This window comes from Vibrio sp. dhg (assembly GCF_003443775.1).
Classification (GTDB): Bacteria; Pseudomonadota; Gammaproteobacteria; order Enterobacterales; family Vibrionaceae; genus Vibrio; species Vibrio natriegens.
In genome coordinates this window covers 1,025,564-1,042,380 of the sequence record NZ_CP028944.1, presented here as the reverse complement: position 1 = coordinate 1,042,380, position 16,817 = coordinate 1,025,564, and the positions used below count along the sequence as shown (strand labels likewise).

Genomic DNA, 16,817 nt, shown 5'->3' with positions numbered 1-16,817 from the left:
TCCCACTATTTGAAAAGATACAAGTAATCGCCGTAACCTTGCTGCGCCATTTTATTTACAGGAACAAATTTCATCGCAGCAGAGTTCATGCAGTAACGCAGGCCGGTTGGCTTTGGCCCGTCTTCAAACACATGACCAAGGTGTGAGTCTCCGAATTTACTGCGCACCTCTGTTCTCGGATACAACAGCTTGTAATCGGTTTTTTCCACGATGTATCCGGGATTGATTGGTTTAGTAAAGCTTGGCCAACCGGTGCCGGACTTGTATTTGTCGGTTGAAGAAAATAGCGGTTCACCTGTGACAATATCCACGTAAATACCCGCTTTTTTGTTATCCCAATACTCGTTATCAAACGGCTTTTCTGTCCCTTCTTCTTGTGTGACGTAATATTGCAATTCCGTCAGGGTAGACTTGATTTTAGCTTGGGTAGGTTTGTTGTAAGCTTTGACCTTCGACAATAGATTTTTTTCTTCGATAAGTTGGCGAAGGGTTTTCGGACGTTCTTTACGATCATCGCCGAACACTTCATCCAGGTACTGATCTCGTCCCGAAGCGTAACGGTAGTACTTGTATTTCAAACTGCTCTTTTTGTAATAGTCCTGATGGTATGTCTCGGCAGGATAAAACTTCTCAAATTTGATTAACTCAGTTTTCAGCGGTTTTGGGTAAATCATCGCTTTGTCGATTTCCATCATGAAGTCTTCAGCTATCTGCTTTTGCTGCGCATTGTGATAAAAAATCGCTGGGCGATATTGAGGACCGCGATCAACAAACGAACCTTTATCGTCGGTCGGATCGATGTGTCTGAAAAAGTAGTCCAGAACTTGCTCGTAGCTCACCACGCTTGGATCGTATTTCACCTCGACCACTTCAATGTGCCCGCTCTTACCCGAAGACACTTGTTTGTAGGTTGGGTTTTTAACGTGACCACCCGAATAGCCAGAAACCACGTCCAACACACCGGTTAGTTGCTCTAAATCTGACTCTGTACACCAAAAGCAGCCGCCCGCAAGTGTAGCAACCTCTACTTTTTCTGATGTGTTCGTTTTGCTCATCGTATCCGCGCTGCTTACCGTACTGAGTAGTAGGAACAAGACTGGCAGCCCGAAAGAGAATCCGATTATTAACTTAGATAACGTCTTCATAGCATCCTCTATAATTAATTTCTCAACTGTTACGTAAATAGAAAGGTAACAGAGCGAAAAAATTGCACGAATCTTGAAAATTACGTTGTCCTTTTTTCTAACAAAGATAGAGTATCGGCACGAAACATACCTGCTCTTTGATACGAGGGTATTAACGAACGATGCAATATGAGGTAAACCATGCAAGCAGAAGTTAAATGGGTCGAAGATTTTAAATTCCTAGGTCAGTCTCAGTCTGGCCATTCTGTCGTGATGGACGGGAATGGTGGCGCGACGGCTCCAAGCCCAATGGAAATGGTACTAATGGCGGCGGGCGGTTGTAGCTCTGTCGACGTTGTAGATGGTTTAAAATCTGCAGAGCAAAAGGTTGAGTCGGTCAACGCGAAGTTAACCACAGAGCGTCGCGAAACGGCACCGCGTATTTTTACCAAAGTGAATATCCACTTTGAAGTGTCTGGTAATGATCTGAATCCAGAAATTGTTGCGCAAGTTGCGGCAGATTCCCTCGAAAAATATTGCTCAGTTTGTTTGATGCTTGGAGAAGGCGTTGAGATGACCCATAGCTGGGAAATTGTTTAACCCCGCATAACGCCAAAAATCAGAAAACAGGAAGGAGAAAAGCGTCGTCTTTTCTCTTTTTTTATTTCTGAAATCACGTACGGTGAGTGGTGTTTTAAGTAGTAGGGTTTTCCAATGACAGAATTAGAGAAAATGATGTCTGGCCAAGTGTTTAATGGTATGGATGAATCAATCGATTCCATTAGGACGCACGCCACTCATGCATTGCGCGCGTTTAACAACAATACCGATGAAAGTCAGCGTGACGTGTTGCAAAAGCAACTGTTTGGTAAAGCAGGGTTGTGTATTGTTCAAGCTCCGTTTCACTGCGAGTTTGGTAAAACCATTGAAATTGGTGAAGAGACCTTTATCAACATGAATGTGGTTATGCTTGACGGTGCAAAAATTACCATTGGAAATAACGTCCTGATTGGCCCGAGTGCACAGTTCTACACTGCGTCGCATTCATTGGATTACCGCAGTCGCCGACGTTGGGAAACCTTTTGTAAACCGATCGTTGTCGAAGACGATGTATGGATTGGTGGTAACTCCGTCATCAATCAAGGGGTGACGATTGGTGCTCGATCCGTCATTGCCGCAAACTCAGTCGTAAACAGTGATGTTCCGCCCGATTGCCTTTATGGCGGGACGCCAGCGAAATTGATTCGTCGTCTGGACGAAAAGGACTAGTTTCAAAGCGATCTTCCATCAACCGAGTAAGATATGGTTGAAAATTGCGACTAAGTGCAAAAAGTTGCATTTGTCGAGGTAAGTATGAGTTATGCACTATATAGTTAGTGTTAGCAAACTTACCAAGTCGGGAGAAAAGAGATGGATTGGTACTTAGCAGTATTAAAGAAATATGCAGTGTTTAACGGAAGAGCAAGAAGAAAAGAGTATTGGATGTTCTTTTTATTCAACCTTCTGATTACGATTGTTTTAGAAATTATTGATGGCCTATTAGGTACGGCTTTGATTGGCGCTGTTTACGGGCTCGCTGTGTTGATTCCTAGTATTGCTGTTACCGTACGTCGATTACACGACATAGGACGAACAGGCTGGTGGGTATTGATTGGCTTGATTCCTTTGCTTGGTTTGATTGTACTGATTATTTTTGCTGCGACTGAAGGTAACAGAGGCAGGAATGAGTACGGCTCAGATCCGAAAGAGGCAGGTGAAGCCTTTGCTTAACATAACCAAATGACTTTAAGGTATTGAATTAAAAGTGTTGTCACTGGCTCGAGTTCAAGGAAAATAACCAGCGGAATAGAGAGCTTTTGCCAAGTCATTTTTGCTGAACTATGCAATTCGGTATAACTTTCTTTGAATAAATCTTGGCGTTTTCCGATCACTGGATTTGTTCTTAATCTCGGTTTAGCGCTGCTTAAGATTTAACCTGGCGCTAATTCTACAATATGATTTGAACTATAGCTAAAAGCCTGCAATTACTTCATTTGCAGGCTTTTTTATTGTAGTTAACCTGAACGCAGGTTAGTTAAGTAGTTGAGAAAGGGGGGAGTTATGCCTTTTCGCGATTTATTTCTGGCGTTAGGATCCATTCAGCACTGTCATTAAGTACATCCATTTTGGTGATTTTCCCATTACGCACCTCAAAACGGTCGGTGTAGCGGTTACCATCAAAGTGACGACCATCTTTCCATTGTCCATACAAGTATCCGATGGAGTAAACCACACAATGATCTTCTTTCTGCATCGCATCATACTGGACGATATTCTTTTTTACCCACTGATAGCGCTGCTGGTTAAATGCTGTGATAGCTTGGGCATTTTCCATCTCTCGGCGTCCAGTAAACGTGATCTTTACTCCGTTATTCATGTAGGTAGCGGCAGTATCTGGATCTGGAATCATTGACGCCTCTAAAAACTTACTCACGATTTCTACTGCTTTATCTACTTCTGTCATATCTTCTTCCTTGTTGTATACATTTGGTGCAAATTTATCCAAATCGGATCATTTTTGTGCACATTTTTACGTTAATTCACCGAAAATCAGGGCTTTTCGTCTGGCATCTTAATTGCTAGCAATAATTGTGCAATAGCTAGCAATCAATAAGAGAGGGATTTTATGAAGCGTTTAACAATGAAGAAATTGGTGAATAAAGGATTGAAGGTTGGGGTTGGTACGGCGCTTTCGTTAAGCGCTATTTCTGCTTATGCCGTTGAACCGATCAAAGTGGGGCTAGTAGCGGCACTTTCTGGGCAGTCTGCAAAATCAGGCGAGGCGATAACAAGAGGTTTAGAAGTTGCCATTGATGAAATTAACGCGGCTGGTGGCGTACTTGGACGTCCGCTAGAGCTAGTGCGTCGTGATGATGAAAGTAATCCGTCTAAAGGTTTACTGGCCGCCCGTGAACTGATTCAGAAGGAAGATGTTTCTGTACTGTTTGGCGGGCTGGATACGCCAGTCTCATTGGCCATTGTTCCTGTGGCAAACAAAATGAAAATGCCTTTCATGGGCGTATGGGCTGCTGGGACACCGATTACGAAAAATGGTGCGAAAGAGAACTATGTTTTCCGTGTTTCTGCTGTTGATGAAGTCGTTGACGAAGCTTTAGTGCAGTACGCCATCGATAAATACGAAATGAAAAAGCCAGGTATGCTACTGATTAATAACCCATGGGGCGAATCCAATGAGAAAGGGTTTCGACTCGCGCTTGAAGCTCGTGGTATGGAATACACTGGCATCGAACGAATTGAGTCAGGTGACGTAGATCTGGTTCCGCAACTCACTCGACTGAAAGAGAAAGGCACCGACACTTTGTTGATGGTCGCTAACGTAGCACCGTCGGCTCAGGTAGTGAAGTCACTTGAGCGTATGGGCTGGGATGTTCCTGTGGTTTCACACTGGGGGCCTGCTGGTGGTCGCTTTGGTGAACTTGCCGGACCAACTGCTGATCGCGTGCACTTTATTCAAACCTTTACGTTTACCGATACTCAGTCTGGAAAAGGTGGTGACGTGTTTGCCAAGTTGCAGGCTAAATTCCCGGAAATAAAAACAGTTGCTGACGTGACGCCAGCTGTGGGGATCGCCAACGCCTATGATGCGATGCACCTAACGGCGCTGGCGATTGAAAATGCCGGTTCGACAAAAGGCAGTGACATTCGTTCTGGTTACTATCGTATCGATGACTACAAGGGGCTAATCAAGGATTTCAAACGCCCATTCAGTGAAACACAACATGATGCGATTGGCGCGAAAGATTATGTATTCACTCACTTCGTAAACGATCAAATTGTTCCTGTGCAATAAGAATAGTTAGTCACTAGGTCAACGTTAGGAGAGCGTGAAGCAATGTTAACTGCTGCAATCATTACCGGGCTAGGTCTGGGGAGCATGTATGCTCTCCTTGCTCTCGGGTTTCATATCACTTACATCGTTAGTAAGACCGTAAACTTTTCTCAGGGCAGCGCTATGATGCTCGGAGCGGTACTGGCTTATACCTTGTGTATTACTTGGGGAATGCCTTACTGGATGGCGTTTTGTATCACCTTAATGCTGAGTGCACTATACGGTTTGGTTATTGAGAGGTTTCTCGTCCGTCCGTTTGCTATGAAAGGATCCGACGCCTGGCTTATGGCGACGGTCGCGGGAGGCATTCTGATTGATAACGCCGTCTTGTTTACATTTGGCAAAGAACCCCGCCAGTTCAGTAACGCATTTGCGACGACCAGTATTGATTTGTTTGGGAGTGGTGTTTACGCCTTGCAAATCATCATTCCTATCGTTGGCGTCATTATCGCTTTGCTGCTTGCCTATGCTGTGCGTCATACCCGTCTTGGAAAAGTACTTCAGGCTTGTGTACAAAACCCGAATTCAGCGCAACTGATGGGGATTAACGTTGGACGCGTGGTCGCAGCGAGCTTTGCGGTGTCTACCGTGCTGGCCGCGATTGCCGGGATTTTGATTGCCCCATTATTTGCCGTTCATTCGGATATGGGCACCTTGTTCGGTCTGAAAGCATTTGCGGTTGCTATTTTGGGAGGCATTACCAGTGCATCTGGTGTGTTTACCGCTGGCATCATTTTTGGCTTGGTAGAAGCAATCGTAACCGTTTATCTGGGCTCTGCATTTACACAGATCATCACCTTTACACTCGTCATTTTTGCCCTAGCAGTGAAACCTAATGGACTGTTTGTCAGAGGTCAGGAGATCAAAGTATGAGTTTGACAGGAACAAAATCGTGGTTACTAGTCGCAGTCGCCACGTTGGTAGGTTCGCTTTTGTGTTTCCTACTCGATAGTTACTCGCTATTGGTGTTTACCTTATGTGTTATCACTGCTTTAGTGGGGGTTGGACTGAACATTTTAATGGGTATGAGTGGACAGATAAGCTTTGGACATATTGCCTTTTACGCAATAGGTGCTTACATCAGTGCGCTTCTACTGTTAAATGATGTACCGTTTGGATTAGCCGTGCTGTCTGCCGCTTTGGTTTGTGGTGGTATCGGCGCTTTGTTAGCGATACCGGCTATGCGCGTGAGCGGGCCTTATTTGGCCATGGTCACTATCGCTTTTGCTTTTGTTGTTCATCATGGCTTGATGGAATGGCGTGATGTCACCGGGGGCGCAAACGGCTTAATGGGCATTCCTATGCCTGAGCTCGGTGATTTGGAAGCAGAGCGATTACTGGCGTTGATCGGCGTGATGATTTTAGGATCGTCATTACTGGTCTACCAACATCTCTATTCGAGTGGATGGGGAAAAGCGATGCGAGCGGTAAAATCTAGCCCGATCGCAGCACGTTCGCTAGGCTTTAATCCGCTGCAGACACAAACACTGGCGTTTGCCATCTCAGCGCTGTTCGCGGGTTTGGCTGGCGCTATGATCCCCCCATTGATGATGTATATCAGTCCTAGTACCTTCCCTTTTACTCAATCGATCTTGTTTGTATTAGTGGTGATTCTTGGTGGGGTTGGCACATTGTGGGGGCCCGTCATTGGTGCGGCGATTGTCGTTTTGTTGCCAGAACTTCTTGCTCCGTTGGCAGAGTACCGTCTGCTTATTTTCGCAGCACTTTTACTTGCCGTTCTTTGGGGGGCGCCTCGGGGACTTCTTGGCGAAATCAGCGTTAAGTTTCGTCGTACTTCAATACAACTACCACCCAAATCGGTCAATCGTCACCTGATTGGTACGTTTTATGACCGAGCTGACAATGGACTCAATGGATTGCGTGTTGATGACATTAGTATCAGCTTTGGTGGTGTTGCGGCCGCTCAAGGCGTCAGCTTTGAAGCTCCTCTGGGCAAAGTAACCAGTATTATCGGTCCAAATGGTGCCGGTAAGACGACGGTACTCAACATGATCAGCGGCTTTTACAATCCGGATAACGGCAGCGTCAAGCTCAATGAAGAGTTGGCTGGCATGAGTGCTCATCGAATCGCTCGTTGTGGCATTTCTCGTACTTACCAAACCAGCCAGCTGTTTGACAGTATGTCGGTGTTAGAAAACCTCCTCGCGGCAATGCAGCAAGGCAGCATCGGACACCCATTCTATGCGGAACAAGCAGGGCAACGTGATCTTGCTTTAAACCTGCTCGCGCTGGTGGGTTATCGAGGTTCGATTAATACTCCAGCTCAAGATTTACCTCATGTCGACCGACGTTTGGTTGAAATTGCTCGTTCATTAGCCACATGTCCTTGGGTTCTGTTGTTGGATGAACCTGCCGCAGGGTTAAGCCGTGAAGATACGGATCAGCTGGCTGGGCTTATCAAGTCCATTGCCGGATTTGGTATCGCCGTCATTCTGGTTGAACATGACATGAAGTTAGTGATGGGAGTCAGTGACCAAATTCTGGTGTTAGATGTCGGTAAACCGATCGCGTTGGGAGAACCAAAACAGATTCAGAACAATGAGAAGGTCATTGCTGCCTATCTTGGCGCGACCAATTATGAAGCGCCACAGCGAGCTGAAAAATGGCGAGCCACCAGAGAGTCAGTGCTGTTTACCAAAGGCCTGACCATAGATTATGGCGCATCACCTGTGGTTGAAGATGTTGATGTTGAAGTCAATCCGGGGGAGTGTGTTGCGATTCTAGGGGCGAATGGCGCAGGTAAAAGCAGTATCTTACAAGCGATGGCTGGGCTGAAAAAAGCAGGGGCTGGAACAATCGGTTTGGACGATAGCTATATCCATGAGCTTAATGCTAATCAAATCGCCAAACGCGGCTTAGCATTAGTACCCGAAGGGCGTCAATTATTCGGTGAATTGTCCGTGAAAGACAACTTACTGATGGGGTCTTACTCAAGACAGGACACTGTCGAGCCAGAGTCTGAAATCGAAGCCATTTTACAACGCTTTCCTCGCTTACGGGACAGAATCGACAGTCCTGCCGGATTGCTTTCTGGTGGGGAACAACAGATGGTTGCTGTCGGTCGTGCCTTGATGGCCAAGCCGAGAGTACTGCTGTTGGATGAACCGTCACTTGGTCTGGCCCCTTCGATGATCGGTGAACTGTATGATGCACTGGCGCAGCTTCGTGACGACGGGGTAACCATTTTATTAGTTGATCAAATGGCTAACTTGGCGTTACAGATTGCCGATCGTGCCTACGTTCTCGAAACAGGAAAAGTGGTGCAATCTGGCACTGCAGAACAGCTATTGTCCGATTCTGAGTTAGAAAAAGCGTACATGGGAGCAAGTTAATGAAAGCCGATACCGCAGTGATTAACTTCCGTTTAGAAGGACAAGATGCTTTCCAGGTTGCACTGATAAAGCAGGGATATTTTGTTCAGTTTCTGTCTCAAAATGAAGTCGACGTTTCTGGTTTGGAAGTGGATAACGTGATTGATGCGAAAGGACAACTGATGCTTCCGGGCTTAATAGAAACTCATGTTCATCTTGATAAAGCGTGTACCGTCTCACGTTGTCAGCTACAGCAAGGAACACTCCAGGAAGCGATTGAACAGACAGCGGCTCTGAAGCATGCATTCACTTACGATGATGTTTATCAGAGAGGAAAGCGAGTACTGGAAAAAGCGATCACTCAAGGCACTAGCTACATGCGAACGCATGTAGAAATTGATCCGGTGATCGGATTGACCAGTTTTGATGCGATTAAGCAGTTAAAACAAGACTATGCCTGGGCGATCACGCTAGAGCTATGTGTTTTCCCTCAGGAAGGGCTACACAATAACCCTGGTACCTACGACCTGTTAGTGTCTGCGTTAGAGCAGGGTGCAGATGTACTGGGAGGATGTCCGTATACCGATAGCGATCCCGAGCAGCAGATACGAACGTTATTTGCTCTGGCTGTCGAGCACGATGTGGATTTGGATTTTCACCTTGACTTTGATTTGGACAGTTCCAGCATGTCTTTACCCCATGTATTGGAAATGACTCGAGAGTTCGAATATCAAGACCGTGTAACGGTTGGGCATGTAACCAAACTCTCTGCTCTTAAACCGGATTATCTGGCGGAAATAGCAAAGCAAATGGTTAGTGCGGGTGTGCGGTTAACGGCTCTGCCGAGCACCGACTTGTTTTTAAATGGAAGAGAGTATGATCATTTAGTGCCAAGAGGGGTTGCACCGCTTTTGCCATTGAGTGCTCATGGTGTCTGTTGTTCTGTTTCAAGTAATAATATTGAGAACCCATTTACCCCTTACGGCGATGCGTCTCAGGTTAGGCAAGCAAATTTGTACGCAAATATAGCGCAGTTGGGCACCCCGAATGAGCTTCGTCAGTGCTTTGAATGGATTTCCGGTGAGTCGGCAAAGATCATGCGTTTAGCTGACTACGGCATTGGTGTGGGAAAGGTTGCGGATGTGGTGTTTTTTGACGCCAATTCTCAAGCGGAAGTGGTGGCGACTATTCAACCTCCAAGTATGGGGCTTAAGCGCGGAGCGGTTACTTTTACTCGGCAGAAGACGATGTTAAAGCCCCCTCAGTCTACCGTTGCAGGTACGGTAGTGAACGAGTAATGGCTTGATCTCGAGCTAAACAGAAAAAGGGAAGGGTTCACTTCCCTTTTTCTGTTTAGATTATCCGCGAAGTGCTTCGTTTAGCTCCAGTTCTTGATCTTTGCTGCTACTCAGTACCAGCTCCGCTTCTAAGTGATCTAAATGAGCGATCATTACCGACGTTGCTTGCTGCGCATCACCGCACTTTAGTGCGTCAATAAGGGATTGGTGTTCGTCATGCTGGCAAGATGGTACATCGTTACGCTGATACAGGGCGACGATCAGTGAACTGCGCACCATTAAGTTGTCGAACATCTCGATCAATATTTGGTTTCCACACATATCTGCGAGCATTCTGTGGAACTTGGTTAATGCACTGATAATGGCGCGGCGGTCATTGGTATTAATCGCTTCTCGTTCTGCGACCATATGCGCTTCAATCTCAGACCAGCGATCTTCAATGATTTGAGGTGAAATGCCCTCAACAATACCTCTTTCAATCACTCGCCTTGCTGCGAATACTTCCCTGGCTTCTTCTTCACTTGGCTGTGAAACCCAAGCCCCTCGATTTGGCTCTATGGTCACGATGTGCTGTAGCGCCAGACGTTGTAGCGCAGTCTGAACATGGTTTCGGTTTGCATCCAATGCTGCAACGATTTGAGCTTCAACAAGACGTTGGCCGGGCTTAAGCTTGTGTTGGGCAATAGCTTTGGACAAGGAACCCATAATGCGTTGTACTTCTTGTTGTTTATGAGTCGAAGCTTTAGAGCGCGACGTAACCATATTTTTATCACCCCATTTTTCAAATACTAAACTCAACTTCAGCTGTTTTTAGTCTCTGCCTTATCTTTAATTCTTAACGCTTTTTCTAACTTCTGAGCTTTGCTCCTACTATATCAGAACAGCGCACCAGATTTGAAACTTCAGTGCTGATGAATAGGTTAGCGTAAACCTTAGTTAGCGATCCCAGTAGGGTAAATCAGTCCCCAGCTTTTCGCTGATATAGTCGATAAATACCCTCACTTTTAACGGCATGTGTTTACGTTCTGGAAAAACGGCATAAATGGCGTGCTCTGGTAGCGCGTAATCTTCCATGACTACTTTGAGGTTACCAGCAGCGATGTCTCTTGATGCGATAAAAGTGGGTAGCTGCGCAACACCAGAACCTCTCAGCAGAAGTTGCCGAATGGCTTCGCTGTTATTCACAACAAAGTTACCTTTTGGCAAAACGCGGTATTCACTGCCGTTGTTAATGAACATCCACTCTACGCCACCTCGAAAGTACGAATACAGCAGACAGTTATGGGCAACCAGATCACTTGGCTTTTGCGGAGTACCGAACTCAGCAAGGTAATCGGGTGATGCGCAAAGTACACTTTTACAAGGTGCGAGACGCTTGGCAACTAAGTTAGAGGAGGCTAACTCTCCAATGCGGATACCCAAATCAAAACCGTCTTTGATCAAGTCGACCATCTTATCTTCGAGGTTCAAGTCCACTTCGATCTTAGGGTAACGAGAGAGAAACTCACTGATTAGAGGCGCGATATGCAGCACGCCAAATGACATCGGCACAGTGATTTTAAGCCGCCCTTGCGGAGAGCCTTGTAACTCGGAAACCGCATCAACACCTTGTTGAGCAAGATTGACCGCTTGAGACGCATATTCAAAGTAGCGTCTGCCCGCTTCGGTCAGGCTTAATTTTCTTGTGGTGCGGTTAAGTAAACGAATGCCGAGATCGTCTTCCAGTTGATTGATGCGCTTACTGACGGCAGATTTCGTCAGGTTAAGTTGTTTGGCTGCAAGCGAAAAGCTGCCGCACTCTACCACCGCCACAAATACCGGCAGGGAGGCTATCGCATTCACATCAATCTCCTTACATTGTTGATTCAAAGGATACAATTAATTTCCAATTATAGTGATTATCTTCCAGAGGAAAACAATCTAGACTATGTACCCATAAGATTATCGACGACCTTGAATTTTGGGATGAAAAAATGAAGTACGATTGGATTCTGTTTGACGCTGACGAGACCTTGTTTCACTTTGACGCTTTCAAAGGTTTGCAACTGATGTTTTCTCGCAAAGGCGTAGATTTTACAGAGCAAGATTTTGCTCACTACCAAACGGTAAACAAGCCACTATGGGTTGACTATCAAGATGGAAAAGTGTCAGCAGATGAGCTTAAACACAAACGGTTTACCGAATGGGCAGAAAAGCTCAATACGACTACCGCAGAATTAAACAGCGCGTTTTTAGAAGCCATGGCTGACATTTGTAGCCTGCTGCCAGGGGCGAAAGAACTGATGGAAGCGCTACAAGGTAAAGCTAAAATGGGCATCATCACCAATGGCTTTACTGAGTTGCAGGCTATCCGTCTTGAACGTACCGGTATGACCGACTACTTTGAGCAAATCGTGATCTCCGAGCAAGTTGGTGTCGCAAAACCGGACTTAGGCATTTTTGAATACGCCATGCAGCAAATGGGTCACCCATGTAAAACGCGTGTATTGATGGTAGGTGATAATCTGCACTCAGATATTTTGGGCGGTAATAATTTTGGCATTGAAACCTGTTGGCTGAACACCACCGGCGCAAGTGTTGACGAACGTATCGCACCTAGCTATACCGTAGAATCATTGAGTGAACTAAAGAACATTTTGATTGCGTAGAGAGTCAATAAATAGGCTTTAATAAACAAGGAATAACCATGTCAGATATCAAGCAGCTCGACAGTAAAATTGTCTATCAAAATAAGTGGATGACGGTTCGTGAAGACAAAATTTTGCGTCCAAGTGGCGCGAAAGGCATCTACGGTGTTGTCGACAAACCAGACTGTGCGGCGATACTTGCTATCGATAATGGAATGATTCACTTGGTTCAACAGTTTCGTTATACCGTAGGACAGCGTTGCTGGGAGATCCCGCAAGGTGCCTGGGAATCCAGCCCGGATGTTGATCCGCTGGAACTCGCAAAAGGCGAACTGCGAGAAGAAACTGGTATGTTAGCGGGAACAATGGAGTACGTGGGTCCTCAGTTTATTGCTTACGGTTTTCTGAATCAGACTTGCCACGTTTACTTTGCAAGCGATCTTACTGAAGTGGGCAATAAGCTTGATAGCGAAGAAGAAGATCTTATTTCCCGGGCATTCTCTGTAGAAGAATTCGAGCAGATGATGATAGAAGGGTCAATCAAAGACAGTGTGACGATTGCCGCTTATGGTTTAGCGAAACTCAAGAAATTCATTTAATTCCAAACGATTATTGGTTGGTTTTGAATTTTTACAGCGGCATGGTGCCGCTGTATCAGACATGATATGTCGTTTATTCGTCGACTTTCTTACCTAATATTTCCACATGTGCTTTTTTAGTCACACCAGTGACTTGTAGCGCAGTATTGCCAACAGATTCGTAATTCAATTCGATCTTATCTAGTTTAGCCTCATCTTTTGTTGGAAGGCTCAGGCTGCGTGATGACATGCCACTGGTGAGAACACCCAAACTGTCGAATGTTTTTTCTTTGCCGTCCTTCATTATGACTTTAATGCTCTTTAGATTCACGGTACCTTGCGTACATTTGATCTTTATGTGACTAAAACGAGCATTCGCAAACGGAGATAGAGGGTTTACAGTGTCTGTCTCTGATTTAAAGCTTACGGTTTTCTCCGCAATTTTGTCCCAATCACTATCACTCGCGACCGATTGAAATGACGCACAGGCCGCTAAAAGGCAGAGTGAGATGGTTTTCAGTAGTTTCATATCTTTTCCTCGCAATAAACTTAGACGTTTTTTAATTCAATTCGATGGGCACTGTGCTCTTTTTCCGTCAAAAACTGGTGTTGTCTTAAAGACAAGACTAGTTTTTACTTGGGCAGCTTAAGCCGATTTTCTTATTGTAAATCCATCGCTTAGTGTAGTTCAGGAATGGACATCTCACGACTTAATTTAGCTAGGTTATCTAGATTTCGGGGAGAAGAATCTTGACGATACTTTACTTATCTTTACGACTACCTGCCTATACGTCTTGATTAAATCGCAGTATAAAATAATAACGATTACTTACTTCACATCTTTTATGAAACTCAAGAAAAAATGGCTCGCATTGTGTGGTGTTCTTCTCGCTGGTGCGGCTGGAGTGTACTTTTTACAACCTCCGGAAGAACTCTCTTCTTATGCCACAGAAACGGTACGCAAAGGGAACATTGAAAAAGCTGTTTTGGCGAATGGAATGTTGCAGGCATCGAAGCTGGTTAATGTTGGTGCTCAGGTCTCAGGACAGATTCAAAGTTTGGCGGTCAGTCTCGGTGACGAGATAAAACAAGGCGATCTTATTGCCCAAATTGACAGCCTGACTCAACAAAATAGCCTCAAAGAGGCGCAAGCATCTCTGAACAGTCTCAACGCGCAATACAAGGCAAAGCAGGCTGAAATCAAGCAGGCAAACTACGAGTATGTGCGTCAAAAAGGTATGCTAGCGGCAAAAGCGAGCTCAAGAGCTGATTTTGAAAATGCAGAAGCCTCATTAGCGATCTACAAAGCAGAACTTGCACAGCTCGATGCCGAAATTGAAAAAGCCAAGATCAATGTCGACAGTGCTAAAGTCGATTTAGGTTATACGACCATTAATGCGCCGATGGATGGCACCGTGGTTTACACCTCTGTTGAAGAAGGACAAACCGTCAACGCCAATCAGACCACTCCAACCATTATCGAACTTGCCAAGCTGGATACGATGACGGTAAAAGCTGAAATCTCGGAAGCTGATGTTATCTTCGTTCATCCCGGTCAAACGGCGGTGTTCACAATTCTTGGTCAACCTAATCAGCAATATCAGGGAGTCTTACGTGCCATCGAACCCGGGCCAACGATTATGGATGGCGATGACAGCGATTTAACGATCTCTGATAGTGATGCTATCTATTACAACGCCGTTTTTGATGTTGATAACCCGCAAGGTGTTCTGCGCATCGGTATGACGGCTCAAGTCTCGATTGTTCTGGAAGAATCTCAAGATACACTCGTTATCCCGGCACAAGTACTGCAAAAATCGGGTGGCAAAAACGCTTATACGGTTCCGGTTCTGGAAAACGGTCAAGTGGTGCAAAAGCCGGTTAAAGTGGGTATCAATAATAAAGTGAATGTTGAAATTCTTTCTGGCCTGCAGGAAGGCGATCAAGTGGTATTGGGCACAGCAACGGCAGGTGGTTCGTCAAGTAGCAGACGCCCTGGACCTCCAATGGGGTTATAAGATGAGCCAAGTTCTATTAAAAGTAGAGGACTTAAGCCGGAATTTTGTGTCCGGTGATGAGTCACTTACCGTACTTAATCACATTAATTTAGAGATTAAGCGCGGTGAGATGGTGGCTATCGTTGGTGCCTCTGGTTCGGGTAAGTCCACGCTGATGAACGTACTGGGCTGTCTGGATCAACCCACAAGCGGCCGCTATTTCATTAACGGTCAAGACGTTTCGACGCTGGAGTCTGATGAGCTGGCTGAGCTAAGACGTGAATATTTTGGCTTTATCTTTCAAAGATATCATTTGCTTGGCGATTTAACGGCTGTGGGTAACGTGGAAGTTCCTGCGGTGTATGCGGGTGTTCCTCATCGTCAACGAGAAGAGCGTGCCAAATCATTGCTGACACGGCTGGGGCTTGGAGAACGCCTGACTCACAAACCGAGCCAATTGAGTGGTGGCCAACAGCAGCGCGTGAGTGTCGCGCGTGCGCTGATGAATGGCGGTGAAGTTATTCTGGCGGATGAACCGACGGGAGCGCTGGACAGCCACAGTGGTGAAGAGATGATGGCTTTGCTCAAAGAGCTACACCAGCTTGGGCACACTATCATTCTCGTCACTCATGATATGAATGTGGCGAATTTTGCTGACCGAATTATCGAAATCAAAGATGGGGAGATCATCTCCGATAAACAAAACGTCAGTGAAGCCAAAAATGCTCAGGCAGAAGTGAAGAAACAATCGCAGCAGGATGCCAGTAAATGGTGGAAGTGGGATAGCTTCGTTGATGCATTGAAAATGGCGCTGCTTGCTATGTCCAGCCATCGAATGCGCACGTTTTTGACCATGCTAGGGATCATCATTGGCATTGCATCTGTCGTATCGGTGGTCGCTCTCGGTAACGGTACTCAGCAACAGATTTTGTCGAATATTGCTTCTATGGGCACCAACACCATTGATATCAGGCCCGGAACCGGTTTTGGTGACAGACGCTCAGGAAGAATTCGGACTCTGACCGCGGATGATGCTGAATCACTAAAGAGCCTGCCATTTGTGGATAGTGTAACGCCTTCAATTTCGAACAGCTTAACCGTTCGATACGCCAACCAAGATGCGTCGGCAACCATCGAGGGTGTGGGTGAAGATTATTTCCGCGTTCGTGGCTATGAGATTGCTCAGGGTCAGTTTTGGGATGAAGATAGTGTCAGTTCACTCGCACAAGAAGCGGTAATTGATGACAACACCAGAAAAGAGATGTTCGCTGATCGAAGCCCTATTGGTGAAGTGATATTCCTTGGCTCACTGCCAGTGCGAATTGTTGGCGTTACGCAAAAGAAAGATGATGCATTTGGTAATAGTGAAGCACTGAAAATCTGGGTGCCATACACCACGATGTCTGGTCGTATGATGGGACAACGCTACCTTAATGGCATTACTGTCAGAATTGATGAAAATGCCTCCAGCAGCGCCGCCGAGCAAAGCATCATCAGCTTGCTGAAAATGCGCCATGGCACGGAAGATTTCTTTACCATCAACACAGACACAATTCGTCAAAATATCGAGAAGACGACGGCCACGATGACGCTGCTCATTTCTGCGATTGCGGTGATTTCTCTTATCGTTGGGGGAATTGGAGTGATGAATATCATGTTGGTATCAGTCACCGAACGGACCAAAGAGATTGGTGTACGAATGGCGGTTGGCGCAAGGCAGGCAGATATTCTCAGGCAATTCTTGATTGAAGCCGTACTGGTCTGTTTGTGCGGCGGTATAACGGGGATTGGTTTAGCGTTTTTGATTGGCTTCGCGTTTAGCTCATCAGGCAGCAGTTTCCAAATGATCTATTCGATGAACTCTATCATTTCTGCATTTATCTGTTCGACTCTGATTGGTATTGCGTTTGGTTTCTTACCTGCGCGTAACGCCGCAAAACTCGATCCAATTGAAGCACTAGCGAGAGACTAG

At 45.8% G+C, this 16,817-nt stretch carries 16 protein-coding genes and 1 pseudogene; 12 read left to right on the top strand and 5 right to left on the bottom strand.

Annotation, left to right across the window (positions count from 1 at the left end):
• Positions 1-5: 5 nt before the first annotated feature.
• On the bottom strand, positions 6-1,145 hold the full coding sequence (gene msrB / locus DBX26_RS20390; protein WP_118120743.1) for a peptide-methionine (R)-S-oxide reductase MsrB: 1,140 nt from the start codon (positions 1,143-1,145) through the stop codon (positions 6-8).
• A gap of 180 nt (positions 1,146-1,325) precedes the next feature.
• Between msrB and DBX26_RS20385 the strand changes: the two genes are divergently transcribed.
• From DBX26_RS20385 to DBX26_RS20375, 3 genes are all read left to right on the top strand, one after another.
• Positions 1,326-1,724, top strand: coding sequence for an OsmC family protein (locus DBX26_RS20385; protein ID WP_014233557.1), 399 nt, complete (start codon positions 1,326-1,328; stop codon positions 1,722-1,724).
• A 114-nt stretch (positions 1,725-1,838) separates the two neighbouring features.
• Complete coding sequence (locus tag DBX26_RS20380; RefSeq protein WP_118120742.1) at positions 1,839-2,393, top strand: sugar O-acetyltransferase; 555 nt, start codon at positions 1,839-1,841, stop codon at positions 2,391-2,393.
• Positions 2,394-2,534: 141 nt separating this feature from the next.
• Positions 2,535-2,894, top strand: a complete 360-nt coding sequence (locus DBX26_RS20375; protein ID WP_014233559.1) for a DUF805 domain-containing protein — start codon at positions 2,535-2,537, stop codon at positions 2,892-2,894.
• A 328-nt stretch (positions 2,895-3,222) separates the two neighbouring features.
• Here DBX26_RS20375 and DBX26_RS20370 read toward each other — a convergent pair whose 3' ends face one another.
• Positions 3,223-3,627 carry a nuclear transport factor 2 family protein gene (locus DBX26_RS20370; RefSeq protein ID WP_118120741.1) on the bottom strand — a complete coding sequence of 135 codons (405 nt, stop codon included), beginning with the start codon at positions 3,625-3,627 and terminating at the stop codon, positions 3,223-3,225.
• Positions 3,628-3,789: 162 nt separating this feature from the next.
• Between DBX26_RS20370 and DBX26_RS20365 the strand changes: the two genes are divergently transcribed.
• From DBX26_RS20365 to DBX26_RS20350, 5 genes and pseudogenes are all read left to right on the top strand, one after another.
• Complete coding sequence (locus tag DBX26_RS20365; RefSeq protein WP_174234201.1) at positions 3,790-4,974, top strand: ABC transporter substrate-binding protein; 1,185 nt, start codon at positions 3,790-3,792, stop codon at positions 4,972-4,974.
• Between the two features lie 42 nt (positions 4,975-5,016).
• A complete protein-coding gene (locus DBX26_RS20360) occupies positions 5,017-5,886 on the top strand; it encodes a branched-chain amino acid ABC transporter permease (RefSeq protein WP_020334353.1) in 870 nt (289 codons plus the stop codon).
• Positions 5,883-7,574 (top strand): annotated as a pseudogene (locus tag DBX26_RS25765) (ATP-binding cassette domain-containing protein); the annotation flags it as partial. The gene DBX26_RS20360 and the pseudogene DBX26_RS25765, both read left to right, overlap by 4 nt.
• Before the next feature lie 84 nt (positions 7,575-7,658).
• Complete coding sequence (locus tag DBX26_RS25760; protein ID WP_301951790.1) at positions 7,659-8,366, top strand: ABC transporter ATP-binding protein; 708 nt, start codon at positions 7,659-7,661, stop codon at positions 8,364-8,366.
• A complete protein-coding gene (locus tag DBX26_RS20350) occupies positions 8,366-9,643 on the top strand; it encodes an amidohydrolase family protein (RefSeq protein WP_118120739.1) in 1,278 nt (425 codons plus the stop codon). Before DBX26_RS25760 ends, DBX26_RS20350 begins: the two co-directional genes overlap by 1 nt.
• A 60-nt stretch (positions 9,644-9,703) precedes the next feature.
• Here DBX26_RS20350 and DBX26_RS20345 read toward each other — a convergent pair whose 3' ends face one another.
• Together DBX26_RS20345 and DBX26_RS20340 are read right to left on the bottom strand one after the other, a co-directional pair.
• Complete coding sequence (locus tag DBX26_RS20345; protein ID WP_014233565.1) at positions 9,704-10,405, bottom strand: GntR family transcriptional regulator; 702 nt, start codon at positions 10,403-10,405, stop codon at positions 9,704-9,706.
• Positions 10,406-10,579: 174 nt separating this feature from the next.
• The gene (locus tag DBX26_RS20340) at positions 10,580-11,485 is read right to left on the bottom strand and encodes a LysR family transcriptional regulator (RefSeq protein WP_065303246.1); all 906 of its coding nucleotides are present in this window, start codon (positions 11,483-11,485) and stop codon (positions 10,580-10,582) included.
• Between the two features lie 131 nt (positions 11,486-11,616).
• Here DBX26_RS20340 and yjjG point away from each other — a divergent pair, with 131 nt between their 5' ends.
• A complete protein-coding gene (gene yjjG / locus DBX26_RS20335; protein ID WP_065297919.1) occupies positions 11,617-12,291 on the top strand; it encodes a pyrimidine 5'-nucleotidase in 675 nt (224 codons plus the stop codon).
• 38 nt (positions 12,292-12,329) lie between these two features.
• Positions 12,330-12,869 carry an NUDIX hydrolase gene (locus DBX26_RS20330; protein ID WP_118120738.1) on the top strand — a complete coding sequence of 180 codons (540 nt, stop codon included), beginning with the start codon at positions 12,330-12,332 and terminating at the stop codon, positions 12,867-12,869.
• A 73-nt stretch (positions 12,870-12,942) separates the two neighbouring features.
• Here DBX26_RS20330 and DBX26_RS20325 read toward each other — a convergent pair whose 3' ends face one another.
• A complete protein-coding gene (locus tag DBX26_RS20325) occupies positions 12,943-13,377 on the bottom strand; it encodes a hypothetical protein (protein ID WP_118120737.1) in 435 nt (144 codons plus the stop codon).
• 316 nt (positions 13,378-13,693) lie between these two features.
• Between DBX26_RS20325 and macA the strand changes: the two genes are divergently transcribed.
• Positions 13,694-14,866 carry a macrolide transporter subunit MacA gene (gene macA, locus DBX26_RS20320; RefSeq protein ID WP_014233570.1) on the top strand — a complete coding sequence of 391 codons (1,173 nt, stop codon included), beginning with the start codon at positions 13,694-13,696 and terminating at the stop codon, positions 14,864-14,866.
• 1 nt (position 14,867) lies between these two features.
• On the top strand, positions 14,868-16,817 hold the full coding sequence (locus DBX26_RS20315; protein ID WP_118120736.1) for a MacB family efflux pump subunit: 1,950 nt from the start codon (positions 14,868-14,870) through the stop codon (positions 16,815-16,817).